Annotated in this window: 20 protein-coding genes; 12 read left to right on the top strand and 8 right to left on the bottom strand. The window is 62.8% G+C overall.

Features of this window, described 5'->3' with window-relative positions; all coding sequences use genetic code 11:
- Positions 1–11: 11 nt before the first annotated feature.
- The 7 genes from cyoD to hmpA form a co-directional block, all read right to left on the bottom strand.
- Positions 12–347, bottom strand: a complete 336-nt coding sequence (cyoD, locus tag PVZ80_RS08845; protein WP_007929704.1) for a cytochrome o ubiquinol oxidase subunit IV — start codon at positions 345–347, stop codon at positions 12–14.
- Positions 347–973, bottom strand: a complete 627-nt coding sequence (locus PVZ80_RS08840; protein WP_007929702.1) for a cytochrome o ubiquinol oxidase subunit III — start codon at positions 971–973, stop codon at positions 347–349. Before PVZ80_RS08840 ends, cyoD begins: the two co-directional genes overlap by 1 nt.
- Positions 974–976: 3 nt before the next feature.
- On the bottom strand, positions 977–2995 hold the full coding sequence (gene cyoB, locus PVZ80_RS08835) for a cytochrome o ubiquinol oxidase subunit I (RefSeq protein ID WP_009045490.1): 2019 nt from the start codon (positions 2993–2995) through the stop codon (positions 977–979).
- A 3-nt stretch (positions 2996–2998) separates the two neighbouring features.
- On the bottom strand, positions 2999–3940 hold the full coding sequence (cyoA, locus tag PVZ80_RS08830) for a ubiquinol oxidase subunit II (RefSeq protein WP_009050698.1): 942 nt from the start codon (positions 3938–3940) through the stop codon (positions 2999–3001).
- A 793-nt stretch (positions 3941–4733) separates the two neighbouring features.
- Positions 4734–5243: a disulfide bond formation protein B gene (locus PVZ80_RS08825; protein WP_009045493.1), complete on the bottom strand. Its 510-nt coding sequence runs from the start codon at positions 5241–5243 to the stop codon at positions 4734–4736.
- A 24-nt stretch (positions 5244–5267) separates the two neighbouring features.
- The gene (locus PVZ80_RS08820) at positions 5268–5807 is read right to left on the bottom strand and encodes an ester cyclase (RefSeq protein ID WP_016703523.1); all 540 of its coding nucleotides are present in this window, start codon (positions 5805–5807) and stop codon (positions 5268–5270) included.
- Positions 5808–6085: 278 nt separating this feature from the next.
- A complete protein-coding gene (gene hmpA / locus PVZ80_RS08815) occupies positions 6086–7267 on the bottom strand; it encodes an NO-inducible flavohemoprotein (RefSeq protein WP_273863697.1) in 1182 nt (393 codons plus the stop codon).
- A 156-nt stretch (positions 7268–7423) separates the two neighbouring features.
- On the opposite strand from hmpA, the gene norR reads away from it, so the two are divergent.
- The 5 genes from norR (at position 7424) to PVZ80_RS08790 (ending at position 11948) form a co-directional block, all read left to right on the top strand.
- Positions 7424–8974 (top strand): nitric oxide reductase transcriptional regulator NorR, encoded by a 1551-nt coding sequence (gene norR / locus PVZ80_RS08810; protein ID WP_053269861.1) that lies wholly within the window; start codon positions 7424–7426, stop codon positions 8972–8974.
- Positions 8975–9202: 228 nt separating this feature from the next.
- A complete protein-coding gene (locus tag PVZ80_RS08805; protein WP_009050702.1) occupies positions 9203–10105 on the top strand; it encodes a chemotaxis protein CheV in 903 nt (300 codons plus the stop codon).
- A gap of 3 nt (positions 10106–10108) precedes the next feature.
- Positions 10109–10600, top strand: a complete 492-nt coding sequence (locus tag PVZ80_RS08800) for a GNAT family N-acetyltransferase (RefSeq protein ID WP_273863696.1) — start codon at positions 10109–10111, stop codon at positions 10598–10600.
- 170 nt (positions 10601–10770) lie between these two features.
- Positions 10771–11106, top strand: coding sequence for a hypothetical protein (locus PVZ80_RS08795; protein ID WP_009050704.1), 336 nt, complete (start codon positions 10771–10773; stop codon positions 11104–11106).
- A gap of 92 nt (positions 11107–11198) precedes the next feature.
- Entirely contained in the window at positions 11199–11948 is a 750-nt protein-coding gene (locus tag PVZ80_RS08790) for a YkgJ family cysteine cluster protein (protein WP_038634983.1), read from the top strand.
- A 128-nt stretch (positions 11949–12076) separates the two neighbouring features.
- On the opposite strand, the gene PVZ80_RS08785 is transcribed toward PVZ80_RS08790, so the two are convergent.
- Complete coding sequence (locus tag PVZ80_RS08785) at positions 12077–12319, bottom strand: hypothetical protein (protein WP_009050706.1); 243 nt, start codon at positions 12317–12319, stop codon at positions 12077–12079.
- 239 nt (positions 12320–12558) lie between these two features.
- Here PVZ80_RS08785 and PVZ80_RS08780 point away from each other — a divergent pair, with 239 nt between their 5' ends.
- The 7 genes from PVZ80_RS08780 to PVZ80_RS08750 all read left to right on the top strand — a co-directional run bounded on the left by PVZ80_RS08780 (position 12559) and on the right by PVZ80_RS08750 (position 22576).
- A complete protein-coding gene (locus tag PVZ80_RS08780) occupies positions 12559–13728 on the top strand; it encodes an efflux RND transporter periplasmic adaptor subunit (protein WP_273828879.1) in 1170 nt (389 codons plus the stop codon).
- Entirely contained in the window at positions 13725–16820 is a 3096-nt protein-coding gene (locus PVZ80_RS08775; RefSeq protein WP_273863694.1) for a multidrug efflux RND transporter permease subunit, read from the top strand. The genes PVZ80_RS08780 and PVZ80_RS08775 overlap by 4 nt, the downstream gene beginning before the upstream one ends.
- Positions 16821–16829: 9 nt before the next feature.
- Complete coding sequence (locus PVZ80_RS08770; RefSeq protein ID WP_273863693.1) at positions 16830–17507, top strand: heavy metal response regulator transcription factor; 678 nt, start codon at positions 16830–16832, stop codon at positions 17505–17507.
- Positions 17497–18861 (top strand): heavy metal sensor histidine kinase, encoded by a 1365-nt coding sequence (locus tag PVZ80_RS08765; RefSeq protein ID WP_273863692.1) that lies wholly within the window; start codon positions 17497–17499, stop codon positions 18859–18861. Before PVZ80_RS08770 ends, PVZ80_RS08765 begins: the two co-directional genes overlap by 11 nt.
- A gap of 337 nt (positions 18862–19198) precedes the next feature.
- A complete protein-coding gene (locus PVZ80_RS08760) occupies positions 19199–19423 on the top strand; it encodes a hypothetical protein (RefSeq protein ID WP_016703533.1) in 225 nt (74 codons plus the stop codon).
- 231 nt (positions 19424–19654) lie between these two features.
- Positions 19655–20935 carry an OprD family porin gene (locus tag PVZ80_RS08755; RefSeq protein ID WP_273863716.1) on the top strand — a complete coding sequence of 427 codons (1281 nt, stop codon included), beginning with the start codon at positions 19655–19657 and terminating at the stop codon, positions 20933–20935.
- 153 nt (positions 20936–21088) lie between these two features.
- Positions 21089–22576, top strand: a complete 1488-nt coding sequence (locus PVZ80_RS08750) for a sensor domain-containing diguanylate cyclase (protein ID WP_053269867.1) — start codon at positions 21089–21091, stop codon at positions 22574–22576.
- Positions 22577–22719: the final 143 nt, after the last annotated feature.

Raw genomic sequence — 22719 nt, 5'->3', positions numbered from 1 at the left:
CGGGTCTTACCTCACTTCGCCATCATGTAGGTGTGGATGCTGAACATGATCCACAACGACAGACCAACCAGCAGGACGATCACCAGGGCAGCGAAGACGAACGCGATCACGTTGTTACGCTGGGCCTCGGAGCGGTCCAGGTGCAGGAAGTACACCAGGTGAACCAGGACCTGGATCACCGCGAAGGCGAGCACGATCATCAGGGTGATGGATTTCGGCAGGGTCGGGTACATCACCAGGCCGAACGGGATGATCGTCAGGATCACCGACAGGATGAAGCCGATGGCGTACGACTTTACGCTGCCGTGGCCAGCATCATGGCTGTCATGGGAGTGTGCATTAGCCATTACATAGTCCCCATCAGGTAAACAACGGTGAAGACGCAGATCCAGACCACGTCCAGGAAGTGCCAGAACAGGCTCAGGCAGCTCAGGCGGGTCTTGTTGGTTGCGGTCAGGCCGTGCTTGTTGACCTGATACATCATGATCGCCATCCAGATCAGGCCAGCGGTCACGTGCAGACCGTGGGTGCCGACCAGGGTGAAGAACCCGGACAGGAAGCCGCTGCGGCTAGGGCCGTAGCCTTCGGAGATCAGCAGGTGGAACTCGTTGATCTCCATGCCGATGAAGCCCAGGCCGAACAGGAAGGTCAGGGCCAGCCAGCCCAGGACCTGCTTCTTGTTACCCCGGAAGAACGCCAGCATGGCGAAGCCGTAGGTGATCGAACTGAACAGCAGCAAGGCGGTTTCGCCGAGCACGTAAGGCAGTTCGAAGATGTCGTGGCCCGACGGGCCACCCGCTACGTTGTTTACCAGTACCGCGTACACCGCGAAGATCGACGCAAACAGAATGCAGTCGGTCATCAGGTAGAGCCAGAAACCGTATACGGTCATCTCGCCCGAGTCGTGGTGATGGTCATCGTGCCCATGGTCATCGACATGGGTGTGTCCAGCATTGGTCACTAAGTTCGACATGGTTTAAGCCTGTTCCAACGAGGTTTCTACACGGTTGGCCGGAATCTTCTTCTCGGCTACCAGGCGAGCGTGCTGCTCGGCTTCGATGCGTTCGATCACGTCGACCGGCACCATGTAGCCTTGATCATCGCGAGCCGCGTGGATCACGAAATAGATCACGGTACCGGCCAGGCTAGCGATCGCCAGCCACCAGATGTGCCAGATCATCGCGAAACCGAAGACGGTCAACAGAGCACCCATCACCAGGCCGGTGGCGGTGTTGTTCGGCATGTGGATCGGTTCGTAGCGAGCAGGCTTCTGGTACGCGGTACCGTTTTCCTTGGCTTCGGTGAACGGGTCGATGCCATTGGCCTTCGGCAGTACGGCGAAGTTGTAGAACGGTGGTGGCGACGAAGTCGACCATTCCAGGGTGTGGGCATTCCATGGGTCGCCGGAAACACACTGGTTCTGCTTGCGATCACGCACGCTGACGTACAGCTGGATCAGTTGGCAGGCGATACCGATGGCGATCATCACCGCACCGAACATGGCGACGTACAGGTACGGCACCCACTCAGGGTTGGTCGTGGCATTCAGGCGACGGGTCATGCCCATGAAGCCCAGTGCATAGAGCGGCATGAACGCGACGAAGAAGCCCGAGATCCAGAACCAGAATGCAGCCTTGCCCCAGCCTTCGTGCAGCTTGAAGCCGAACGCTTTCGGGAAGTAGAAGCTGAAGCCAGCGATGTAGCCGAATACAGCACCACCGATGATCACGTTGTGGAAGTGCGCGATCACGAACAGGCTGTTGTGCAGGACGAAGTCAGCACCCGGGATGGCCAGCAGTACGCCGGTCATGCCGCCGATGGCGAAGGTCACCATGAAGCCCAGGGTCCACAGGACCTGGCTGGTGATACGCAGACGGCCGTGGTAGATGGTGAACAGCCAGTTAAATAGTTTCACACCCGTCGGGATGGAAATCAGCATGGTCGCCAGGCCGAAGAAGGCGTTGACGCTGGCCCCCGAACCCATGGTGAAGAAGTGGTGCAGCCAGACCATGAAGCCCAGTACCGAGATCGCGCCGGAAGCGTAGATCATCGAGTGGTGGCCGAACAGGCGCTTGCCCGAGAAGGTCGAGATGACTTCGGAGAAGATACCGAACGCCGGCAGGATCAGGATGTACACCTCAGGGTGACCCCAAGCCCAGAACAGGTTCACGTACATCATTGGATTGCCACCAAGTTCATTGGTGAAAATGTGGAAATCCATGTAACGGTCAAGCGTCAGCAGTGCCAGGGTAGCGGTCAGGATCGGGAACGAAGCGACGATCAGCACGTTGGCCCAGGTGCAGGTCCAGGTGAAGATCGGCATGTCCATCATCTTCATGCCCGGGGTACGCATTTTCAGCACGGTGGCCAGGAAGTTGACCCCCGTCAGTGTCGTCCCTAGCCCGGATAGCTGTAGCGCCCAGATGTAGTAGTCGACACCCACGCCCGGACTGTATTGCAGGCCCGACAGCGGCGGATACGCAACCCAGCCGGTCTTGGCGAATTCGCCGACGCCCAGGGACAGGTTGATCAGCACGACGCCGGAAACCAGCAGCCAGAAGCTCAGGGAGTTGAGGAACGGATAGGCAACGTCACGCGCGCCGATCTGCAGCGGCACTGCGAGGTTCATCAGGCCGGTGAAGAATGGCATCGCCATGAAGATGATCATGATCACACCGTGGGCGGTGAAGATCTGGTCATAGTGTTCAGGAGGCAGGTAGCCCGGCGAACCCTCGGTGGCCATGGCCAGCTGGGTACGCATCATGATCGCGTCGGCGAAGCCGCGCAGGAGCATGACCATGGCGACGATGATGTACATCACGCCGATTTTCTTGTGGTCGACCGAAGTCAGCCATTCGGTCCACAGGTAGGACCACTTCTTGAAGTACGTGATACCCGCGACAAGCGCCAGACCACCGAGGATGATCATGGCAACGGTCACCATGACAATCGGCTCGTGGAACGGTATCGCGTCCAGACTTAATTTACCAAACATCGTTTACTCCTCTGCCCCAGCAGCTGAATGCGAGCTCATGTCAGTCCCTTCCACAGCGGCCACTTCTTTCTTCTCGTGCTTGACCGGCTTGCCTGGTTTCATGCCTTCATACTTGTCGACGATTTTCTGAAACAGGTCCGGCGTGTACGAGGAGTACAGCGCGACAGGGTTGTTCTGGCTTGGCTTGGCAAGGGCTTCGTATTCAGCTTGATCAAGCTGTTTAGGTGCGGCCTTGACTTCGGCTACCCAGGCGTCGAAATCTTCCTGGCTCGTCGAGATCGCTTTGAATTTCATGCCGGTGAAGCCAGCGCCACTGTAGTTAGCGGAGATGCCTTCCATTTCAGCTTTCTGGTTGGCGATCAGGTGCAGCTTGGTCTGCATGCCTGCCATCGCGTAGATCTGGCCGCCCAGGGCAGGGATGAAGAACGAGTTCATCACAGCGTCGGAGGTGATCTTGAAGTTCAGCGGAGTGTGCTCCGGGAAGCGGATTTGGTTAACCGTGGCGATACCCTGGTCCGGGTAGATGAACAGCCACTTCCAGTCCAGCGCGACCACTTCGATGTTGATCGGCTTGGCGTCGGATTCCAGCGGACGATACGGGTCCAGCGCGTGGGTGGACTTGTAGGTCACATAACCCAGGGCAATGATGATGAGGATCGGGACCAGCCACACCGCGATTTCGATCTTGGTGGAGTGCGACCACTTGGGCGCGTAGGTCGCGTTGGTGTTGGACGCGCGGTATTTCCAGGCGAACGCGAAGGTCATCACGATCACCGGGATCACGACCAGCAGCATCAGCAAGGTAGCGGTGATGATCAGGTTTCGCTCATCCAGACCGACCTGTCCTTTCGGGTCGAGCAAGGTCCACTTGCAGCCTCCCAGCATTAACATCATGCCAAGCAGCGGCAAAAAGCCTAGTAATCGGGGGTACCTGTTTTTACTCATCTCACGACCTCTAAAGCAGCTTGCGCAATGCAGTTGGGTTTTGATGGCCAACACTTCACCGTGCCAAGGGTTGGCATTTTTTCTTCGATTGAATAAGGGCCTGCCCGGCGCGTTACGCGCTGTTTGACAAATCCTGGGCTAGCAGTGAGTTCTTATTCGAATTCGTGGTCAAAGGCCTTGTTACAGACCAATTCCATTTGGTGCGGATATTTGGAAGGTGCCGACACCTGGGGTCGCATGGAGCGTCCAACGCCCCTCGACCGCCGCCGTAAGCTCAGGGTGAGCAGCGCCGGAAATTCAGTGCGGGCGATTGTAGATATGTAGCGTTTTATAAACCATGTCTTATCCCGAAATAATTTTTATCGGTTCGCGCAACAATGCGTGGCGATTATTGCAACGGGTCGCGATCATATCGAGATTCATTCGCAATAAAAAGCCCCAAAAACGCCTTCCAGCCAGCTCGAAAAAGGGGCCTTTCACCCGCGCAAAATCCACCGATGGCATCGCGCTATCCCTTGTAAAACGAGGGCTGAAACGATTTATTTAGATAGCCGGCTATGTTTGTTTTGCCGCTCACTGCGCCAACACGAACTGACAGACTTTTTCCGTTTCTGACACAAAAAAAACGGCGTACTGTCATCTGCGCAAACACAGGTGCGACACCCTCCATGTGACAACATGTCGCACGTTTATCGCACGTCCGATTGCCCCATATCACGCCCCTTTCGCACATTGTCCTACACGCAAAAAAGCCCCGGCCCCGAACATCGGGAGCGGGGCTTTTTACGCCGGATCAGGCGCTTTGACGACGGTTACGAATGATGCCCAGCGGCACCAGCACCAGGGTCAGCACAAAGGCCACCAGCGCCCATTGCGCCAGGGACAGGCCCAGCACCGGCGGGTACGGCGTGGAGCAGAAGCCATCGACCTGGAACCCCAGCGGGAAGACGGTCGCCAACGGCAGGCTGTCGACGATCGGCTGCAGCACATCGATGCCGCAACTGACCGCAGGATGGGCCTGGGTGTAGACGTGATGCCCCGCCACCGCCGCGCCGAACAGCGCGCTGAGCATGACCAACGCTTCCAGCACCGTGAGACTGCGACGGCTGCGCATGGCCGCGCCGATGAAGGCGAAAATCGCGATCAGCAGAAACGCGTAGCGCTGCAGGATGCACAGCGGGCAAGGCGCCTCGCCCAGCACCACCTGCATGTACAGCGCGCCGCCGATCAGCGCCAGGCAGATCACCCCCAGCAACACCAGAAAACGTCGCTCGCGCCCCAAGCGCAGTGTGTCGTCAGTCATCCTCAATTCCTTTCTTTCTGTGGCTCAACCCGATGGCAGCGCTTGCAACTGCTGCATCAGGCTGAGGTTGTCTTCGATATGCCAATTGGCGGTGATCCGGCCGTTGGCGATCTGATAAATGTCGGTTGCCCGGAAGTCTACACGCTGACCATGACCTTTGAGTGCATTGAAGGTCCCGCTGAAGTGCCCGCGAAAATGCAGGTGCAGCACCACCCGATCCCCGGCCACGATCATCTGCTCGATTTGTGCGCTCAAGTCCGGCACCGCCGTACGAAAGAAGCGCGACGCCAGCAGCGGCCCGGTCGGGCCCTGGACCCGCCCTGCAGGCGGCGTCATATCGACGAAGTTCTCCGCCAGCGCAGCCTTGGCCAGGCTTTCATCGCCGCTGTTCCAGAAACTGCCGTAGCGCCGCGCGGCCAGTTCCATGGCCTCGCGCTGGGCCTTGGGCAGGCTCTGGTCGACGACCAGGGTTTGCGCCTGGAGCAAGGCCGGCTCGGCGAAAACCAGGGGACTGGCGAGCAAGGTTGCGGCCAGGGTGATGCGGGGAATGGCTGAGAGTTGCATGGGATGATCCTGATCAGTGCGAACGAGCGCCTATCATCAGCATCGGGGAATTAACGATAAACAGGTTAAGAACGGATTAACCTTTAAAGGATTTTTACGAGTGCGGCCTGTAGCCGCTGGCGCAGCCTGCGACCGGTTGCGCAGCGACCGTCAGCCTGAGCTCGCGGTTTGCCTGGTGTACTCGGGGGGATAGTGTTGCGAGCGCTGCGCGCTCGATCGCAGGCTGCGCCAGCGGCTACAAAGAGGCCAGCCTCCGGGCGGAGGCTGGCCGATGGGGGTTACTCCAGGGCCGCGGCCGGGCCGAAGAACTCGTAGCGGCTTTGCTTTTCCGGTACGCCCAGGGCCTTGAGGTGGCGCTTGATCGCCGCCATGAAGGCTTTCGGGCCAAGGAAGTAGGCGTCCAGGTCACGCTCCTGCGGCAACCATGCGGCCAGTTGTTCCTGGCTCAGCAGGCCGACCTTGTCCGCCGCCGGGCTGACGCCGTCGTCTTCGGCGTAGCAGTAGAAGCGCTTGAGTTGCGGATGACGCGCGGCCAGACCGTCGACCCAATCGCGGAACGCATGCACCCCGCCGTTGCGCGCGCAGTGGATAAAGTGCACCGGACGCTGGCTGGCCAGCGCGGCTTCGAGCATTGGCAGGGTCGGAGTGATGCCGACGCCGCCACTGATCAGCACCAATGGCTTGTCGCTGTCCGCCAGGGTGAATTCGCCCGCTGGCGGGAACAGCTGGATGCTGGCGCCAACCTGCATCTGGTCATGCAAATAGTTGGAAGCACGGCCACCGGCCTCGCGCTTGACGCTGATGCGGTACTGGCCGGCGTCGGACAGGGCCGACAGCGAGTAGTTGCGGCGGATTTCCTCGCCATCGAGGAACAGTTGCATGCCGATGTACTGACCCGGCTCGGCGGCGAGAATCGGGCCGTTATCCACAGGCTCGAAATAGAACGAGGTGATTTCCGCGCTCTCCTGCTCCCGGCGGACCAGCTTGAATTCCCGCGCGCCGCGCCAGCCGCCCGGGGCCTGGGCCTTCTGGTCGTAGATCGCGCCTTCGGCACCGATCAGGATATCCGCCAACTGGTTATAGGCCACGCCCCAGGCGCTCATCACCGCCGGCGTGGCGATCTCCTCGCCCAGCACTTCGGAAATGGCGCGCAGCAGGCAGCTGCCGACGATCGGGTAATGCTCCGGCAGGATCTGCAGGGCCACGTGCTTGTTGATGATCTTCGCCACCAGGTCGCCCAACTGGTCGAGCTGGTCGATGTGCCGGGCGTACATCAATACGCCGTTGGCCAGGGCCCGTGGCTGGTCGCCGCTGGCCTGGTGCGCCTGGTTGAACAGCGGACGCACTTGCGGATACTCGGAGAGCATCATCCGGTAGAAGTGGGTGATCAGGGCTTCGCCACCGCTTTCCAGCAGCGGAACGGTGGATTTGATGATGGCACGATCTTCGACGCTAAGCATAAGTACAACTCCTGAGCCTTCTGACTACTTGCAGGTTGCCCTTTACCAATCAGTTTTCGTGCCAACAATAAAAACCATATAAATCAATATCTTAAAATAATTGTAGTCATATCGACACACCGGCATTTATAGTCATTAAGACCATACGGAGTCATTATGACCGCAAAGTCCCTGCTCACCGCCTTGTTGCCCCTGGTCTCCGACCTGTCCCGCGAACTGCCCGAAGGCGAGCGCTACCGCCGCCTGCTGGAAGCCATGCGCGCCCTGCTGCCCTGCGACGCCGCCGCGCTGCTGCGCCTGGATGGCGAATGGCTGGTGCCGCTGGCAGTGGACGGCCTGAGCACCGACACCCTGGGCCGGCGTTTCAAGGTCAGCGAACACCCGCGTTTCGCCGCCCTGCTCAGCCATCCCGGCCCTACCCGCTTCGCCAGCGACAGCGACTTGCCGGACCCTTACGACGGCCTGGTGGATGGCCTGCATGAACACCTGGAAGTCCACGACTGCATGGGCTGCCCGCTGTTTATCGACGAACGCCCCTGGGGCCTGCTGACCCTGGATGCCCTCGACCCGCAGCGCTTCGAGCCGATCGAACTGGATGCCCTGCAGGCCTTCGCCAGCCTGGCGGCGGCCACCGTCAACGCCGCCGAGCGCATTGAGCGCCTGGCCCTGCGCGCCGAAGACGAACACCAGCGCGCCGAGGTCTATCGCCAGGCCAGCGGCCAGAACCGCGAAATGATCGGCCAGAGCAAGGCGCACAAACGCCTGCTGGAGGAAATCGGCCTGGTCGGCGGCAGCGACCTGACGGTGCTGATCACCGGCGAAACCGGGGTTGGCAAGGAACTGGTGGCCCAGGCCATCCATGCCGCCTCGCCCCGGGCCGACAAGCCGCTGATCAGCCTCAACTGCGCCGCCCTGCCCGACACCCTGGTGGAAAGCGAACTGTTCGGCCATGTACGCGGCGCCTTCACCGGCGCCACCAACGACCGCCGCGGCAAATTCGAGCTGGCCAATGGCGGCACGCTGTTTCTCGACGAAGTGGGCGAGTTGTCGCTGACCGTCCAGGCCAAGCTGCTGCGCGTGCTGCAAAGCGGCCAGCTGCAACGCCTGGGGTCGGACCAGGAGCATCAGGTCGACGTGCGGCTGATCGCCGCCACCAACCGCGACCTGGCCGAAGAAGTGCGCAGCGGCCGCTATCGCGCGGACTTCTATCACCGCCTCAGCGTCTACCCGCTGCTGGTGCCGGCCCTGCGCGACCGCGGCCGCGATGTGTTGCTGCTCAGCGGCTACTTCCTCGAACAGAATCGCTCGCGCATGGGCCTGGGCAGCCTGCGCCTGACCAGCGATGCCCAGGCGGCGCTGCTGGCCTACGCCTGGCCGGGCAACGTGCGTGAGCTGGAACACCTGATCGGCCGCAGCGCCCTCAAGGCCCTGGGCAATTGCCGCGAACGGCCGAAGATCCTCAGCCTGAGCGCCGCCGACCTGGACCTGCCGGACGCCTCGACACCGGTCGCGCCCCAGCCCGCCCCGGCAGCCATGGCCGAGATTCCCGGCAGTGGCGATCTGCGCCAGGCCACCGAAAACTACCAGCGCCAGCTGATCAGCGCCTGCCTTGAGCGTCACCAGCACAACTGGGCCAGCGCCGCCCGCGAGCTGGGCCTGGACCGCGCCAACCTGGGGCGCATGGCCAAGCGCCTGGGACTGAAATAAAGAGTGCGAACCTTGTAGGAGCGAGCTTGCTCGCGATGCGATAGCGAACTCACAAGCGACCTTCGGCCTATCGCGAGCAAGCTCGCTCCTACAATTGTCGTAATACCGCGTGCGTTGATCCGCAAACCGACAAAGCCGCTAAAGCCAGCCCTCCACGCGTCGATAACCCGTTATCGCTAGCTGTTCGCGACCTATTGCGCGAACCACCTTTTTCCACAGAAGGTTTTTATGTCTTCCAACAAAGCCCGCGCAGATTCCCTTTCGCTTCTGCTGTTCACCTTGCGCAGCGGCAAGCTGATGGCAATCAACCTGCTCAAAGTCAGTGAAATCATTCCCTGCCCGCCGCTGACCAAACTGCCGGAATCGCACCCGCACGTGAAAGGCATCGCCACCCTGCGCGGTAATTCGCTGTCGGTCATCGACTTGAGCCGGGCCATCGGCGAACGGCCGCTGGAAGACCCGGAGGGCGGCTGCCTGATCGTCACCGACGTCAGCCGCTCCAAGCAGGGCCTGCATGTGCAGGCGGTGAGCAAGATCGTGCATTGCCTGACCACCGATATCCGTCCGCCGCCCTATGGCTCCGGCGGGGTCAAGTCCTATATCACCGGGGTCACCCAGGTCGACGGCACCCTGGTGCAGGTGCTGGACATCGAGAAAGTCATCCACGGCATCGCCCCGGCGCAGATCGAAACCGCGCCGACCGAGCTGAGCATGGAAGACGCCGAACTGCTGGGTAACGCGCGGATCCTGGTGGTCGACGACAGCCAGGTGGCCCTGCAGCAGTCGGTGCATACCCTGCGCAACCTCGGCCTGCAATGCCACACCGCGCGCAGCGCCAAGGAGGCCATCGACTGCCTGCTGGACCTGCAAGGCACCGCCCAGGAAATCAACCTGATCGTCTCGGACATCGAGATGTCGGAGATGGACGGCTATGCCCTGACCCGCACCCTGCGCGAGACCCCGGACTTCGCCCACCTCTACGTCTTGCTGCATACCTCGCTGGACAGCGCCATGAACGCAGAAAAGGCCCGCCTGGCCGGCGCCAACGCGGTGTTGACCAAGTTTTCCTCGCCGGACCTGACCCGCTGCCTGATCGAAGCGGCCCGTCACGTCGCCGCCCAGAGCGCCTGAGCCATGGCCGACGACTACTGCCTGCTGATGCGCCGCGACCTGACCGGGCAACCGGCTCCCGCCAGTTGGCCGGCCGCCTTCAGCCTCGACAGCTATCGGCCGGAACTGGCCGAAGCGGTGCATGGCCTGATGCACCTTGGCTACCAGGACGGCGGCGGGCGCGTGCCGGAGCTGGACAGCTGGCGCCAGCGTTTCGAAAGCGACGCCGAATACGACCCGCAACTGTGCCTGGTGGCCCAGGATGCCGAGGGCGTCGTCGGGGTGATCCAGTGCTGGACCAGCGCCTATATCAAGGATCTGGTGGTGCATCCGCGGGCCCGCCGCCAGGGCCTGGGACGGGCCTTGCTGCTGCAGGCCTTCGAGGTCTTCCGCCAGCGCCGCGAGGCCTTTGTCGACCTGCGCGTGCTGGAAGACAACCAGCGAGCCCGCGGGCTGTATGACAGCGTCGGCATGGTCACGATCCGCCGCGAGCAGGTTCCCCAGACGCCGCTGTAACCTGTAGCCGCTGCCGCAGGCTGCGATAAGGTCCGCAGGACCTTCAGCGATTTCAAGATCGCCGCGGCCGTTCCGGCCGATCGCAGCCTGCGGCAGCGGCTACAGATCTTTCATCGCCCGCGCCTCAGGCATACTCCTGCGCATACCCGCGAACGAAGGAACGCCCCGCCATGAAAGCCCTGTCTCTGAGCCTCGCCTGCCTGACCACCCTCCTCGCCAGCCAGGCCCAGGCCTCCAGCCCGGATGCCTGGGCGACATTCGACAAGCAGGTGCGGGCCAGTTGCACCAAGGCCAGCCAGCTAAAGAATGTCAAAGTGCTGGGCAATGCCGCGCAGTTCGACGACCGGGTTGGCTACAGCGCCTTGCTGCTTCAGGGCCAGTACCCGCAAAAACACATGAAGGGCCAGACCGGCATGGAACTGTGCCTGTACGACAAGCAGCGCAAGAGCGCCCATGTCACCGAATGGGATTCGATCCGCCCCGCCCTCGAGGCCAAGGGCCGGTGACTGGCGCATAACTTGCTTCGAGAGCGCTATTTAGAGGGCGATGTGAGTCATTCCGTCGCCGCTTCCACCTTTCGACTATGGCTGTCGGCTCAATGAATACTCGTTTTTCCTGCGTAGGCTGCGGCAAGTGCTGCAACGATCACCACGTCCCCCTGACCCTCGGCGAAGCCCGCCAGTGGGCGCTGGATGGCGGCCAGGTGATCGTGCTGGTGGAGGGGTTCCTGAGCAATGGCCTGGGGCTGCCGGCCCAGCAGCGCGAACACGCCGAACGGCGTTCCTGCGTGGTGCCCAGCGGCACAGCCCAGGCCCACGTGGCAATCACTTTCGCCGCCTACAACGTCGGCCCCTGCCGGAATCTTGACGAAGACCAGCTGTGCCGGATCTATGAGCGCCGGCCGCTGGTGTGCCGCATCTACCCGATGGAAATCAATCCGCACATCCCGCTCAACCCGGCGATCAAGGATTGCCCGCCCGAGTCCTGGGAAAAAGGCCCGCAGCTGATTGTCGGCGGTGAGCTGGTGGACCGGGAACTGGCCGAACTGATCCAGCGTTCACGCCAGGCCGACCGCGACGATATCCACAGCAAACAAGCCATCTGCCAACTGCTGGGGATTCACACCACCGCCCTCAAGGGCGATGGCTTTACCGCCTACCTGCCGGACATGGCTGCCCTGGCCGAAGCCATCGAGCGGGTCCAGGCGCAACCGCTGGCCGCGCCGGCCAGCGAGTGGCTGTTCCATGTATCTGGTGAAGACATTGCCGGGCAGGTGCAGGAGGCCGGCGCCCAGGTGGTGACCGAGGCGCCACTCACCTACGCCTTCATTTCCCTGCGAGCGGCCTGATCCGTAGCCGCTGCCGCAGGCTGCGATAAGGCCGAAGGCCTTCGGCGATCTTAAGGTCGTGCGCCCGCTTCGCGGTCGATTGTCCGAACGCGGCCCGAGCCTGCGGCAGCGGCTACAAAAGCTCAGGTTCAGCGCTTGCCCATCGAGCGACGGGTGCCGGGTGGCGCCGCGCCCGGGGTCTTGGTGTGGCCGTTGGTGGCGCCGTTCTTGTACCAGGGTTGCTGGGCATTCTTGGCCTGGGCGAACTCGGACGGCTTGAACGGAAACTTGAACGGCGCGATCGCCGGCTTGCCTTCGCCAGGCGCGTTGGCGTCATCGACCTGGTCGGCGCTGGGAGCGTCGGACACAGGCGGTTGTGCTGGGGTAGTCATGGAAGCTCCGGGGTGAAAAGCAAAGGCCGGGCCCGGGCAAGCGGGCCGCGAGGGCCGGCAGTATACCCAGGTTGCGGGTCTTTGACCTGCCGCGACCGGCATGGGCCAGGGTCATCGGTCGGCCTTTGCTGACAGCGCTGTCAGGCAGGCGTCACGTTGCTGACCGGGTCGGGCGGCTATAAAGGGGCCATCGATACTGGCCATCCTCCCGTCCCACCTGCCCCCCGGCGCTGGCGTCCATGCGTAATCGAAAAACAACCCTTGTGCTCGCAGGCGTGTTCGCCGTTCTCGCCACCGCTGGCCTGTGGCACCTGCTCAAGCCGCCCAGCACCAAACTGGCAGCGCCGACTGCCGTGCCGGTGCGGGTGATCAGCGTCGCCCGGCAGGATGTGCCGCGGTATGTCAGCGGCATCGGTTCGGTGCTGTCGCTGCACAGCGTGGTGATCCGGCCCCAGGTGGACGGCATCCTCACCCGGCTGTTGGTCAAGGAAGGCCAACTGGTCAAGGCCGGCGACCTGTTGGCGACCATCGACGACCGCTCGATCCGCGCCAGTCTCGACCAGGCCCGGGCGCAACTGGCGGAAAACCAGGCGCAACTGCAGGTGGCCCAGGTCAACCTCAAGCGCTACAAGCTGCTGTCGGTGGATGACGGCGTGTCCCAGCAGACCTACGACCAGCAGCAAGCGCTGGTCAACCAGCTCAGGGCCAGCGCCCAGGGCAACCAGGCCGCCATCGATGCGGCGCAAGTGCAGCTGTCCTATACCCAGATCCGCTCGCCGGTGTCCGGCCGCGTCGGCATCCGCACCGTGGACGAAGGCAATTTCCTGCGCACCAGCGATACCCAGGGCCTGTTCTCGGTGACCCAGATCGACCCGATCGCGGTCGAGTTTTCCTTGCCGCAACAGATGCTGCCGACCTTGCAGGGGCTGCTGGTCGCCGAACACCCGGCCACGGTGGACGCCTACCTGGGCGCCGATACCGACTCCGCCACCGGCGAGCGCCTGGGTGAAGGTCACCTGAGCCTGATCGACAACCAGATCGACACCAATACCGGGACCATCCGCGCCAAGGCCGAATTCAACAATCCCGGGCAAAAGCTCTGGCCCGGCCAGTTGGTGACCATCAAGATCCGCACCACCGTGGAAAAAGCCGCCCTGGTGGTGCCGCCCAGCGTGGTGCAGCGCGGCCTGGACAAGCACTTCGTGTATCGGGTCAAGGATGACAAGGTGGAAATCGTCCCGGTGCAGATGGTCTATCAGGACAGCGGCCAGAACATCATCAAGGGTGTGCAGGCCGGCGACCTGCTGGTGAGTGACGGCCAGTCGCGGCTCAAGGCCGGCTCGCACATCGAGGTGCTCAGCGAACCGCCGCAACAGATCCAGGCCGCGAACACGGAGCCGCAGCCATGAAGGGCCACGGCTCGATCTCCGCCTGGTGCGTCGATCATCCGGTCGCCACCCTGCTGCTGACTTTCGCCCTGGTGCTGCTGGGCGCCATCGCCTTTCCCCGGCTGCCCATCGCCCCGCTGCCGGAAGCCGAATTCCCGACCATCCAGGTCTCCGCGCAATTGCCCGGCGCCAGCCCGGAAACCATGGCCTCTTCGGTGGCCACGCCGCTGGAGGTACAGTTCAGCGCCATCCCCGGCATGACCCAGATGACCTCCAGCAGCGCCCTGGGCTCGACCATCCTGACCCTGCAGTTCACCCTCGACAAGAGCATCGACACCGCCGCCCAGGAAGTGCAGGCGGCGATCAACACCGCCTCGGGCAAGCTGCCCAACGACATGCCGAGCCTGCCCACCTGGCGCAAGGTCAACCCGGCGGACAGCCCGGTGCTGATCCTCAGCATCAGCTCCACGCAGATGCCCGGCACCGAGCTCAGCGACTACGTGGAAACCCTCCTGGCCCGACAGATCAGCCAGATCGACGGCGTCGGCCTGATCAACATCACCGGCCAGCAACGCCCGGCGATCCGCGTCCAGGCCTCGCCCGACCGGCTGGCGGCGATCGGCCTGACCCTGGCCGATATCCGCGTCGCCCTGCAGCAGGCCAGCCTCAATCTGGCCAAGGGTGCGCTGTATGGCGAGTCGAGCATCTCGACCCTGTCGACCAACGACCAGCTGTTCCATCCCGAGGACTACGGCCAGTTGATCGTCTCCTACAAGAACGGCGCACCGGTGCAGCTCAAGGATGTCGCCCGGGTCATCAGCGGGCCGGAAAACGCCTACGTGCAGGCCTGGTCCAACGACCAGCCGGGGCTCAACCTGGTGATCTTCCGCCAGCCGGGGGCCAACATCGTCGACACCGTGGACCGCATCCAGAGCGAGTTGCCGCGCCTGGAAGCCATGCTGCCCGCCTCGGTGGACGTGACCGTGCTCTCGGACCGCACCAAGACCATCCGCGCGTCCTTGCATGAAGTGGAAATCACCCTGCTGATCGCGGTGTTGCTGGTGGTGGCGGTAATGGCGCTGTTCCTGCGCCAGCTGTCGGCGACGCTGATCGTCTCCAGCGTGCTCGGCGTGTCGCTGGTGGCCAGCTTCGCGCTGATGTACGTAATGGGCTTCAGCCTGAACAACCTGACCCTGGTGGCGATCGTGATTTCGGTGGGCTTCGTGGTCGACGACGCGATTGTCGTGGTGGAGAACATCCATCGCCACCTGGAAGCCGGGGACGGCATGCGCGAAGCGGCGATCAAGGGCGCAGGCGAAATTGGCTTCACCGTGGTGTCCATCAGCTTCTCGCTGATCGCCGCGTTCATTCCCCTGCTGTTCATGGGCGGCGTGGTCGGGCGGCTGTTCAAGGAATTCGCCCTGACCGCCACCTCGACCATCCTGATTTCCGTGGTGGTGTCGCTGACCCTGGCGCCGACCCTGGCGGCGCTGTTCATGCGCGCCCCGACTCATCATCCTCACGATCGCCCGGGCTTCGGCGAACGCCTGCTGGCGCTCTACGAACATGGGTTGCGCCGGGCCCTGGCCCATCAGCGGCTGATGCTCGGTCTGTTCGGCCTGACCCTGGGCCTGGCCATCGCCGGCTATGTGTTCATTCCCAAGGGTTTCTTCCCGGTGCAGGACACCGGCTTCGTGCTGGGCACCAGCGAAGCGGCGGCCGACATCTCCTACCCGGACATGGTGGCAAAACACCTGGCCCTGGCGAAGATCCTCGGCGCCGACCCGGCGGTGGAAACCTTCTCCCACTCGGTCGGCGTCACCGGCAACAACCAGACCATCGCCAACGGCCGCTTCTGGATCGCCCTCAAGGACCGCGGCCAGCGGGATGTTTCCGCCAGCCAGTTCATCGACCGCATTCGCCCGCAGCTGGCCAAGGTCCCGGGTATCGTCCTGTACCTGCGGGCCGGCCAGGACATCAATCTCAGCTCCGGGCCGAGCCGCAGCCAGTACCAGTACGTGCTCAAGAGCAACGACGGGCCGACGCTGAATACCTGGACCCAGCGCCTGACGGAAAAACTGCGGGCCAACCCGGCCTTTCGCGACCTGTCCAACGACCTGCAACTGGGCGGCAGCATCACCCATATCAGCATCGACCGCAGCGCCGCGGCGCGTTTCGGCCTGACCGCCACCGATGTCGACGAAGCGCTCTACGACGCCTTCGGCCAGCGCCAGGTCAACGAGTTCCAGACCGAGACCAACCAGTACAACGTGATCCTCGAACTGGACGCCAAGCAACGCGGCAAGGCCGAAAGCCTGAACTACTTCTACCTGCGCTCACCCCTGAGCGGCGAGATGGTGCCGCTGTCGGCGCTGGCCAAGGTCGACCCGCCCACCGTCGGCCCGCTGTCCATCGCCCACGACGGCATGTTCCCGGCCGCCAACCTGTCGTTCAACCTGGCGCCCGGCGTGGCCCTGGGCGATGCGGTGATCATGCTCGAGCAGGCGAAAAACCAGATCGGCATGCCCGCCTCCATCGCCGGCAACTTCCAGGGCGCGGCCCAGGCCTTCCAGAGTTCCCTGGCCAGCCAGCCGTGGCTGATCCTCGCGGCGCTGGTGGCGGTGTACATCATCCTCGGCGTGCTCTACGAGAGCTTCGTCCATCCGCTGACCATCATTTCCACCCTGCCCTCGGCCGGCCTTGGCGCGCTGATCATGCTCTGGCTGCTGGGCCAGGACTTCTCGATCATGGCCCTGATCGGCCTGGTGCTGCTGATCGGCATCGTCAAGAAAAACGGCATCCTGATGATCGACTTCGCCCTCGAAGCCCAGCGCCAGGGCGGGCTGCCGCCGCAGGAAGCGATCTACCAGGCCTGTATCACGCGTTTCCGGCCGATCATCATGACCACCCTCGCAGCCCTGCTCGGCGCCCTGCCGCTGATGCTCGGTTATGGCGCCGGCGCGGAGCTGCGCCAGCCACTGGGGATCGCCGTGGTCGGTGGCCTGCTGGTGAGCCAGGCGCTGACGCTGTTCACCACTCCGGTCATATACTTGTGGCTCGAGCGGCTATTCCATCGGCCCACACCAGCGCCAGCGCTGGCAAGCACATCCTGAGGCGGGGTCATGCGCGTTCTGATTATCGAAGATGAAGAGAAAACCGCGGACTATCTGCACCGCGGCCTGACCGAACAAGGCTACACCGTGGACCGCGCGCGCGACGGCGTCGAGGGCCTGCACCTGGCGCTGGAAAGCAACTACGCGGTGATCGTGCTCGACGTGATGCTGCCCGGCATCGACGGCTTCGGCGTGCTGCGGGCCCTGCGCGCGCGCAAGCAGACGCCGGTGATCATGCTCACCGCCCGCGAGCGCGTCGAAGATCGGATCAAGGGCCTGCGCGACGGCGCCGACGACTACCTGGGCAAGCCCTTTTCCTTCCTCGAACTGGTGGCGCGCCTGCAGGCCTTGACCCGCCGCAGCGGCGGCCACGAACCGGTGCAGATCAGCATCGCCGACCTGTGGATCGACCTGATCAGTCGCAAGGCCAGCCGCGCCGGCACGCGCCTGGACCTGACCGCCAAGGAGTTCTCGCTGCTCAGCGTGCTCGCCCGGCGCCAGGGCGAGATCCTGTCGAAAACCGCGATCGCCGAGATGGTCTGGGACATCAATTTCGACAGCGACGCCAACGTCGTCGAAGTGGCGATCAAGCGCCTGCGGGCCAAGCTCGACGGGCCGTTCGAACAGAAACTGCTGCACACCATCCGCGGCATGGGTTACGTGCTGGAGAACCGCGGTGCCTCGTAATTCGATTGCCCTGCGCCTGAGCGGGCTGTTCACCCTGGTAGCCCTGTTGGTGTTCCTGCTGATCGGCGGCGCGCTCTATCAACAGGTGGACAAAGGCCTGGGCCTGCTGCCCGAGGCCGAACTGGACGCGCGCTACAGCGTGCTGGAGTCGGCCCTGACGCGCTTCGGCAACCCGGAGCACTGGGCCAAGATCAACAACAAGCTCAAGCTGCTCAGCGAAGAAGACAAGCGCATCCGTTTCTGGGTGGTCAGCGGCGACCCCGCCTACGAATACGGCAACCCCGACCCGCAGATCCGCCGCTTCGCCCAGGGTCCGCTGGGCATGCGCGACCTGACCCTGCCCGGGCATCCCTATCCGCTGAAAGTGCTGGTCAGCCAGCTGCCAGCCAAGGAGCTGCGCCCGCCGCTGCGCTTTCTGATCGCCATCGACACCGAGACCTTCTACGAAACCCAGCACCAGCTGTTGATTGCCCTGATCAGCCTGGCCATCGTCGGCGTGCTGCTGGCCTCGGCGCTGGGTTACTGGGTGGCGCGCATCGGCCTCAAGCCTTTGATCGGGCTGTCCGAAGAAGCCCAGCGCCTGGCCCCGCCGAGGCTTTCCGGGCGTTTGCAGCTGTCGTCGCTGCCGCCGGAGCTGACGCAGTTCGCCAACTCGTTCAACTCGACCCTGGAACGGGTGGAACAGGCCTATTCGCGCCTGGAATCCTTCAATGCCGACGTCGCCCACGAACTGCGCTCGCCGCTGACCAACCTGATCGGCCAGACCCAGGTGGCGCTGACCCGCGGGCGTTCCGCCGAGCATTATTTCGAGGTACTGCAATCCAATCTCGAAGAGCTGGAACGGCTGCGCTCGATCATCAACGACATGCTGTTCCTGGCCAGCGCCGACCAGGGCAGCAAGGCCACCAAGCTCACCAGCACCTCCCTGGCCAGCGAAGTGGCGACCACCCTGGACTACCTGGACTTCATCCTCGAAGACGCCCAGGTCAAGGTCGAGGTCCGCGGCGATGCCCAGGTGCAGATCGAGATCGCCCACCTGCGCCGGGCGCTGATCAACCTGCTGAGCAATGCCGTGCAGCACACCGAGCCCGGGCAGGTGATCCGGGTACAGATCGATGTGCAGGAACACCAGGTGGCCATCGCCGTGAGCAACCCCGGCCAGGCCATCGCCCGCGAGCATCTGCCACGGCTGTTCGAGCGCTTCTACCGGGTCGATGCCTCCCGCAGCAACAGTGGCGCCAACCACGGCCTGGGGCTGGCGATCGTCAAGGCCATCGCCCTGATGCACGGCGGCGACGTGTTCGTGCGCAGCGATGACGGCATGAACACCTTCGGCATCTACCTGCCGGTCTGAACTCTCCCTCTGCTCTGTAGGAGCAGCCGGTCGACGCTCGATTGCTCGCGATAGCGGTGCGTCAGGCACAGCGCATTGCCTCTATCGCCGGCAAGCCTGGCTCCTACAGAAGCCAAGGCCACCACGGACCTGTAGGAGCGAGGCTTGCCCGCGATAGCAGTACGTCAGACACAACGCATTGCCTGCATCGCCAGCAAGCCTGGTTCCTGCAGAAGCAGTATCAACTATTGCTTTTGGTGTAACAGTGCTTATCCTGTTCGGCGCTTTTTCCAGCTGCCTTGAAGTTATATTTTTGTCGCACCTAATTTGAACTTGCTCTGCAAGAAGGTCTTCAGAAATGTCCAACAGTATGGGTATTGCCAGCGCCTTTGTTTTGTCCTCCCTGTTCTTGGCCCCTATGGCCATGGCCGAAGAATCGCAGACTTTCGCCGCGCATAACGCTGCACGCGCCGCTGCATTCCAGGAAGCCCAGGAAGTGCTGGCTGCCAAGCAACAGAACAGCGAGCAGCCGCAGAACATCACGGCGGAACAGCGCCAGCCGGAAGTTCAGAAAGACAGCTGATACCCGCTACCGACTCGTTTCCCTCGACAACTTCTCTGCTCTACCTCCCGGAGTAAGTTGTCTTAAAGCCGCTGATAACAGCGGCTTTTTTTTGCCATGTAGAACCGACTGTTTCATTCGTTTCACCCAGAACAAGAAACACCCGAATCGACAATAACAACTGTCATCATTCATCCAAGGAGCTTTATACCGGTGAAGGTCACTTCAACTCTCAGCCCGTTGTTCATTGCAATGGCTGCAACTATCGCCCCCTGTGCCCAGGCGGCCGATCAGGCCAGCCCCGAAGGCTTCGTCGAAGGCGCAAGCCTCAAGCTCAACGCCCGCAACTACTACATGAATCGCAACCGCCACCAGCAGAACGATGACAACATCGAATGGGGCCAGGGTTTCCTGGGGATCTTCGAGTCGGGTTATACCCCGGGCACGGTCGGTTTCGGCCTCGATGCCAACGCCATGCTCGGCCTGAAACTCGATGGCGGTGGCGGTACCGACAGCTCGAGCATCCTGCCGATCAGCGACGGCAACGGCAAAGCCCCGACGTCGTTCTCCACCGCTGGCGCCACCCTGAAAATCCGCGCCTTCGACACCGAGCTCAAGGCCGGCGACCTGTTCCTCAACAATCCGGTGATCGCCGGCGGCCAGAGCCGCATGCTGCCGCAGACCTTCCGCGGGGTCAGCCTGAGCAACCACAGCTTCGACGGCTGGCTGCTCGAAGGCGGCCAGGCCAGCTTCACCAAGCTCTACAACCAGAGCGGCCGCCAGCGTATCGACACGGCCTACGGCAAACTGCTGGACGGCGATGAAAGCCGCCACCTGAACTGGGCCGGCGTGGCCTGGAGCGGCGTGGACGGGCTGACCAGCAGCCTGTACGCCGCCGAACTCAAGGACATCTGGAACCAGTACTACTACGACCTCGACTACAGCTATGCGCTGAACGAGCTGGTGATCCTGAACCCGGGCCTGCACTTCTATCACACCCAGGACACCGGCGACGCGCTGCTGGGCGACATCGACAACAACACCTACAGCCTGCATTTCACCCTGGGCGTGGGCCATCACAGCCTCACCGCCGCCTACCAGCGGGTGAACGGCAACACACCGTTCGACTACATCAACCAGGGTGACAGCATCTACCTGGACAATTCCCAGCAGTATTCGGATTTCAACGGCCCCAACGAACGCTCGTGGAAACTCAAGTACGCCTACGACTTCGCCGGTCTCGGCCTGCCGGGCCTGACGTCGGCGCTTTCCTACTCGCGCGGCGAGCTGGACCTGACCAAGGTCGATCCGCACAGCCGTGGCTACGCCCACTGGTACAGCGCCGGCGGCGAGCACGCCAAGCACTGGGAACGCGACCTCGACCTCAAGTACGTGGTGCAGGGTGGCCAGGCCAAGGACCTGGCGGTCCGCCTGCAGTGGGCCACCAACCGTGGCGGCAACGGTTATGGCGCGCTGGACAACGACACCGACGAATACCGGGTGATCGTCGATTACCCGATCAATGTGTTCTAAGCGCGAATACGCAAAAGGCCAGCATCATTTTGCTGGCCTTTTTTTTGTCTGCGATTTATACATGCGCCCGCAGGCGCGATCGGTCTCTGCAACTCTGCTCGCTTCACCCGAAACACCCTTATAGAAAACGTACACAACGCAGAAGCCAGAACCATGAGTGTGAGTAGTGCGACACCCCGCAACACGACCACTTCGAGCCGGTCGGAAAGGATGCTGATTCTTGGAAGCTCATTGATGGTCATCTCCATCCTGAGCATCGTGACCTTCTTGCTGATTCGCGAACGCGGCAGCGCCGAAATAGCCGCCACCCGCGCGGCTTCCAACATCGTGCAATTGATCGACGCCGACGTGCTGCGCAACGTCGAGCTGTACGACGTCTCCCTGCGAGGCCTGATCAGCGCCTCGCAACACGAGGACCTGAAACAGGTCTCGCCGACCATTCGCCATATGGCGCTGTTCGACCGGGCCACGGCTGCACCCTACAAGGGCAACATCCTGCTGCTCGACGCGCACGGCGATGTGCTCGCCGACTCCGCTTCGGTCGAACCGCGCAAGGGCAACTTTGCCGATCGGGAGTATTTCCAGTCTCATGTGAATAACCCCGATCCGGGCATGCTGATCAGCCGACCGTTCCGCGCCCTCCCGCCCGAGCTGGATTGGCGCATCAGTTTCAGCCGGCGGGTTTCCAACGAACGTGGAGAATTCCTCGGCGTGGCCGAAGCGGCCATGCGCCTGGACTACTTCAGCCAGTTGTTCAAAAGCCTGAATGTCGGCCGCGACAGCTCGGTCAACCTGATCAGTCGCGACGGTATCCTGTTGGCCCAGGAGCCGCCGCGAGCGGACAACCTGATCGGCCAGGACTTCAGCCAACGGCCCAATTTCATCCGCATCCTGCGCGAGGGGAACGGCAGCTTCAAAGGCATGTCCAGCACCCAGCAGCCGCGCCTGTACACCTTCTCCCAGGTCGGGGACCTGCCGCTGATCGTGATCGTGGCGCTCTCCAGCAATGAAGTATTCGCCTCCTGGCAGCGCACCGCGCTGGTGGTCGGCGGCGCCACTGGTGCGCTGTGCCTGGGCCTGCTGTGGCTGACCTGGCTGCTGTGCCGGGAATTGCGCCGGCGCCAGAGCGCCGAGCAGGAACTCGCGCAACTGGCGGCCACCGATGCCCTCACCGGCCTCGACAACCGTCGCAGCCTGGATCAGACCCTGGCTCGCGAATGGGGTCGCGCGCAGCGCTCCCATAGCGCGCTGTCGCTGCTGATGCTCGACGTGGATCACTTCAAGGCCTTCAACGATCGCTATGGCCACCCGCTCGGCGATGAAGCCTTGCGCATCGTCGCCCGGGTGATCAGTGACAATATCCGTCGCCCCGGCGACCTGGCCGCACGCTACGGCGGCGAAGAGTTCGCCGTGGTCCTGCCGGAGACCGACAACGCCGGCGCCCGGCGTATCGCCGAGCATATTCGCCTGGCGATCGAGCGCCTGCCGCCGATCCAGGACGGCGCCTCACCGATCACCATCAGCATCGGCCTCGGCACCTGGGCAGGCACACCGAAGTCCAGCCTGAAAGCGCTGTGCGCGATGGCCGACAAGGCGCTGTACCAGGCCAAGGCCGAGGGGCGAAACCGGGTGGTGGGTTGACCTCATCGCGGGCAAGCCTCGCTTCTACGGGGCCCGTGCTGCCCGCGATAACCTCATCAGCCGCGCAACAATCTGCGGGCATAAAAAAAGGTTCTTCACGGAATACCGGGAAAGACGCTCTTGATCTTCATGAAAAAGAATTC

The organism is Pseudomonas sp. B3G-3, from assembly GCF_028640915.1.
In the GTDB taxonomy this organism is placed as follows: domain Bacteria; phylum Pseudomonadota; class Gammaproteobacteria; order Pseudomonadales; family Pseudomonadaceae; genus Aquipseudomonas; species Aquipseudomonas chlororaphis_I.
The sequence above is the reverse complement of the archived record's forward strand: the minus strand, read 5'-3'. Positions and strand labels throughout refer to the sequence as shown.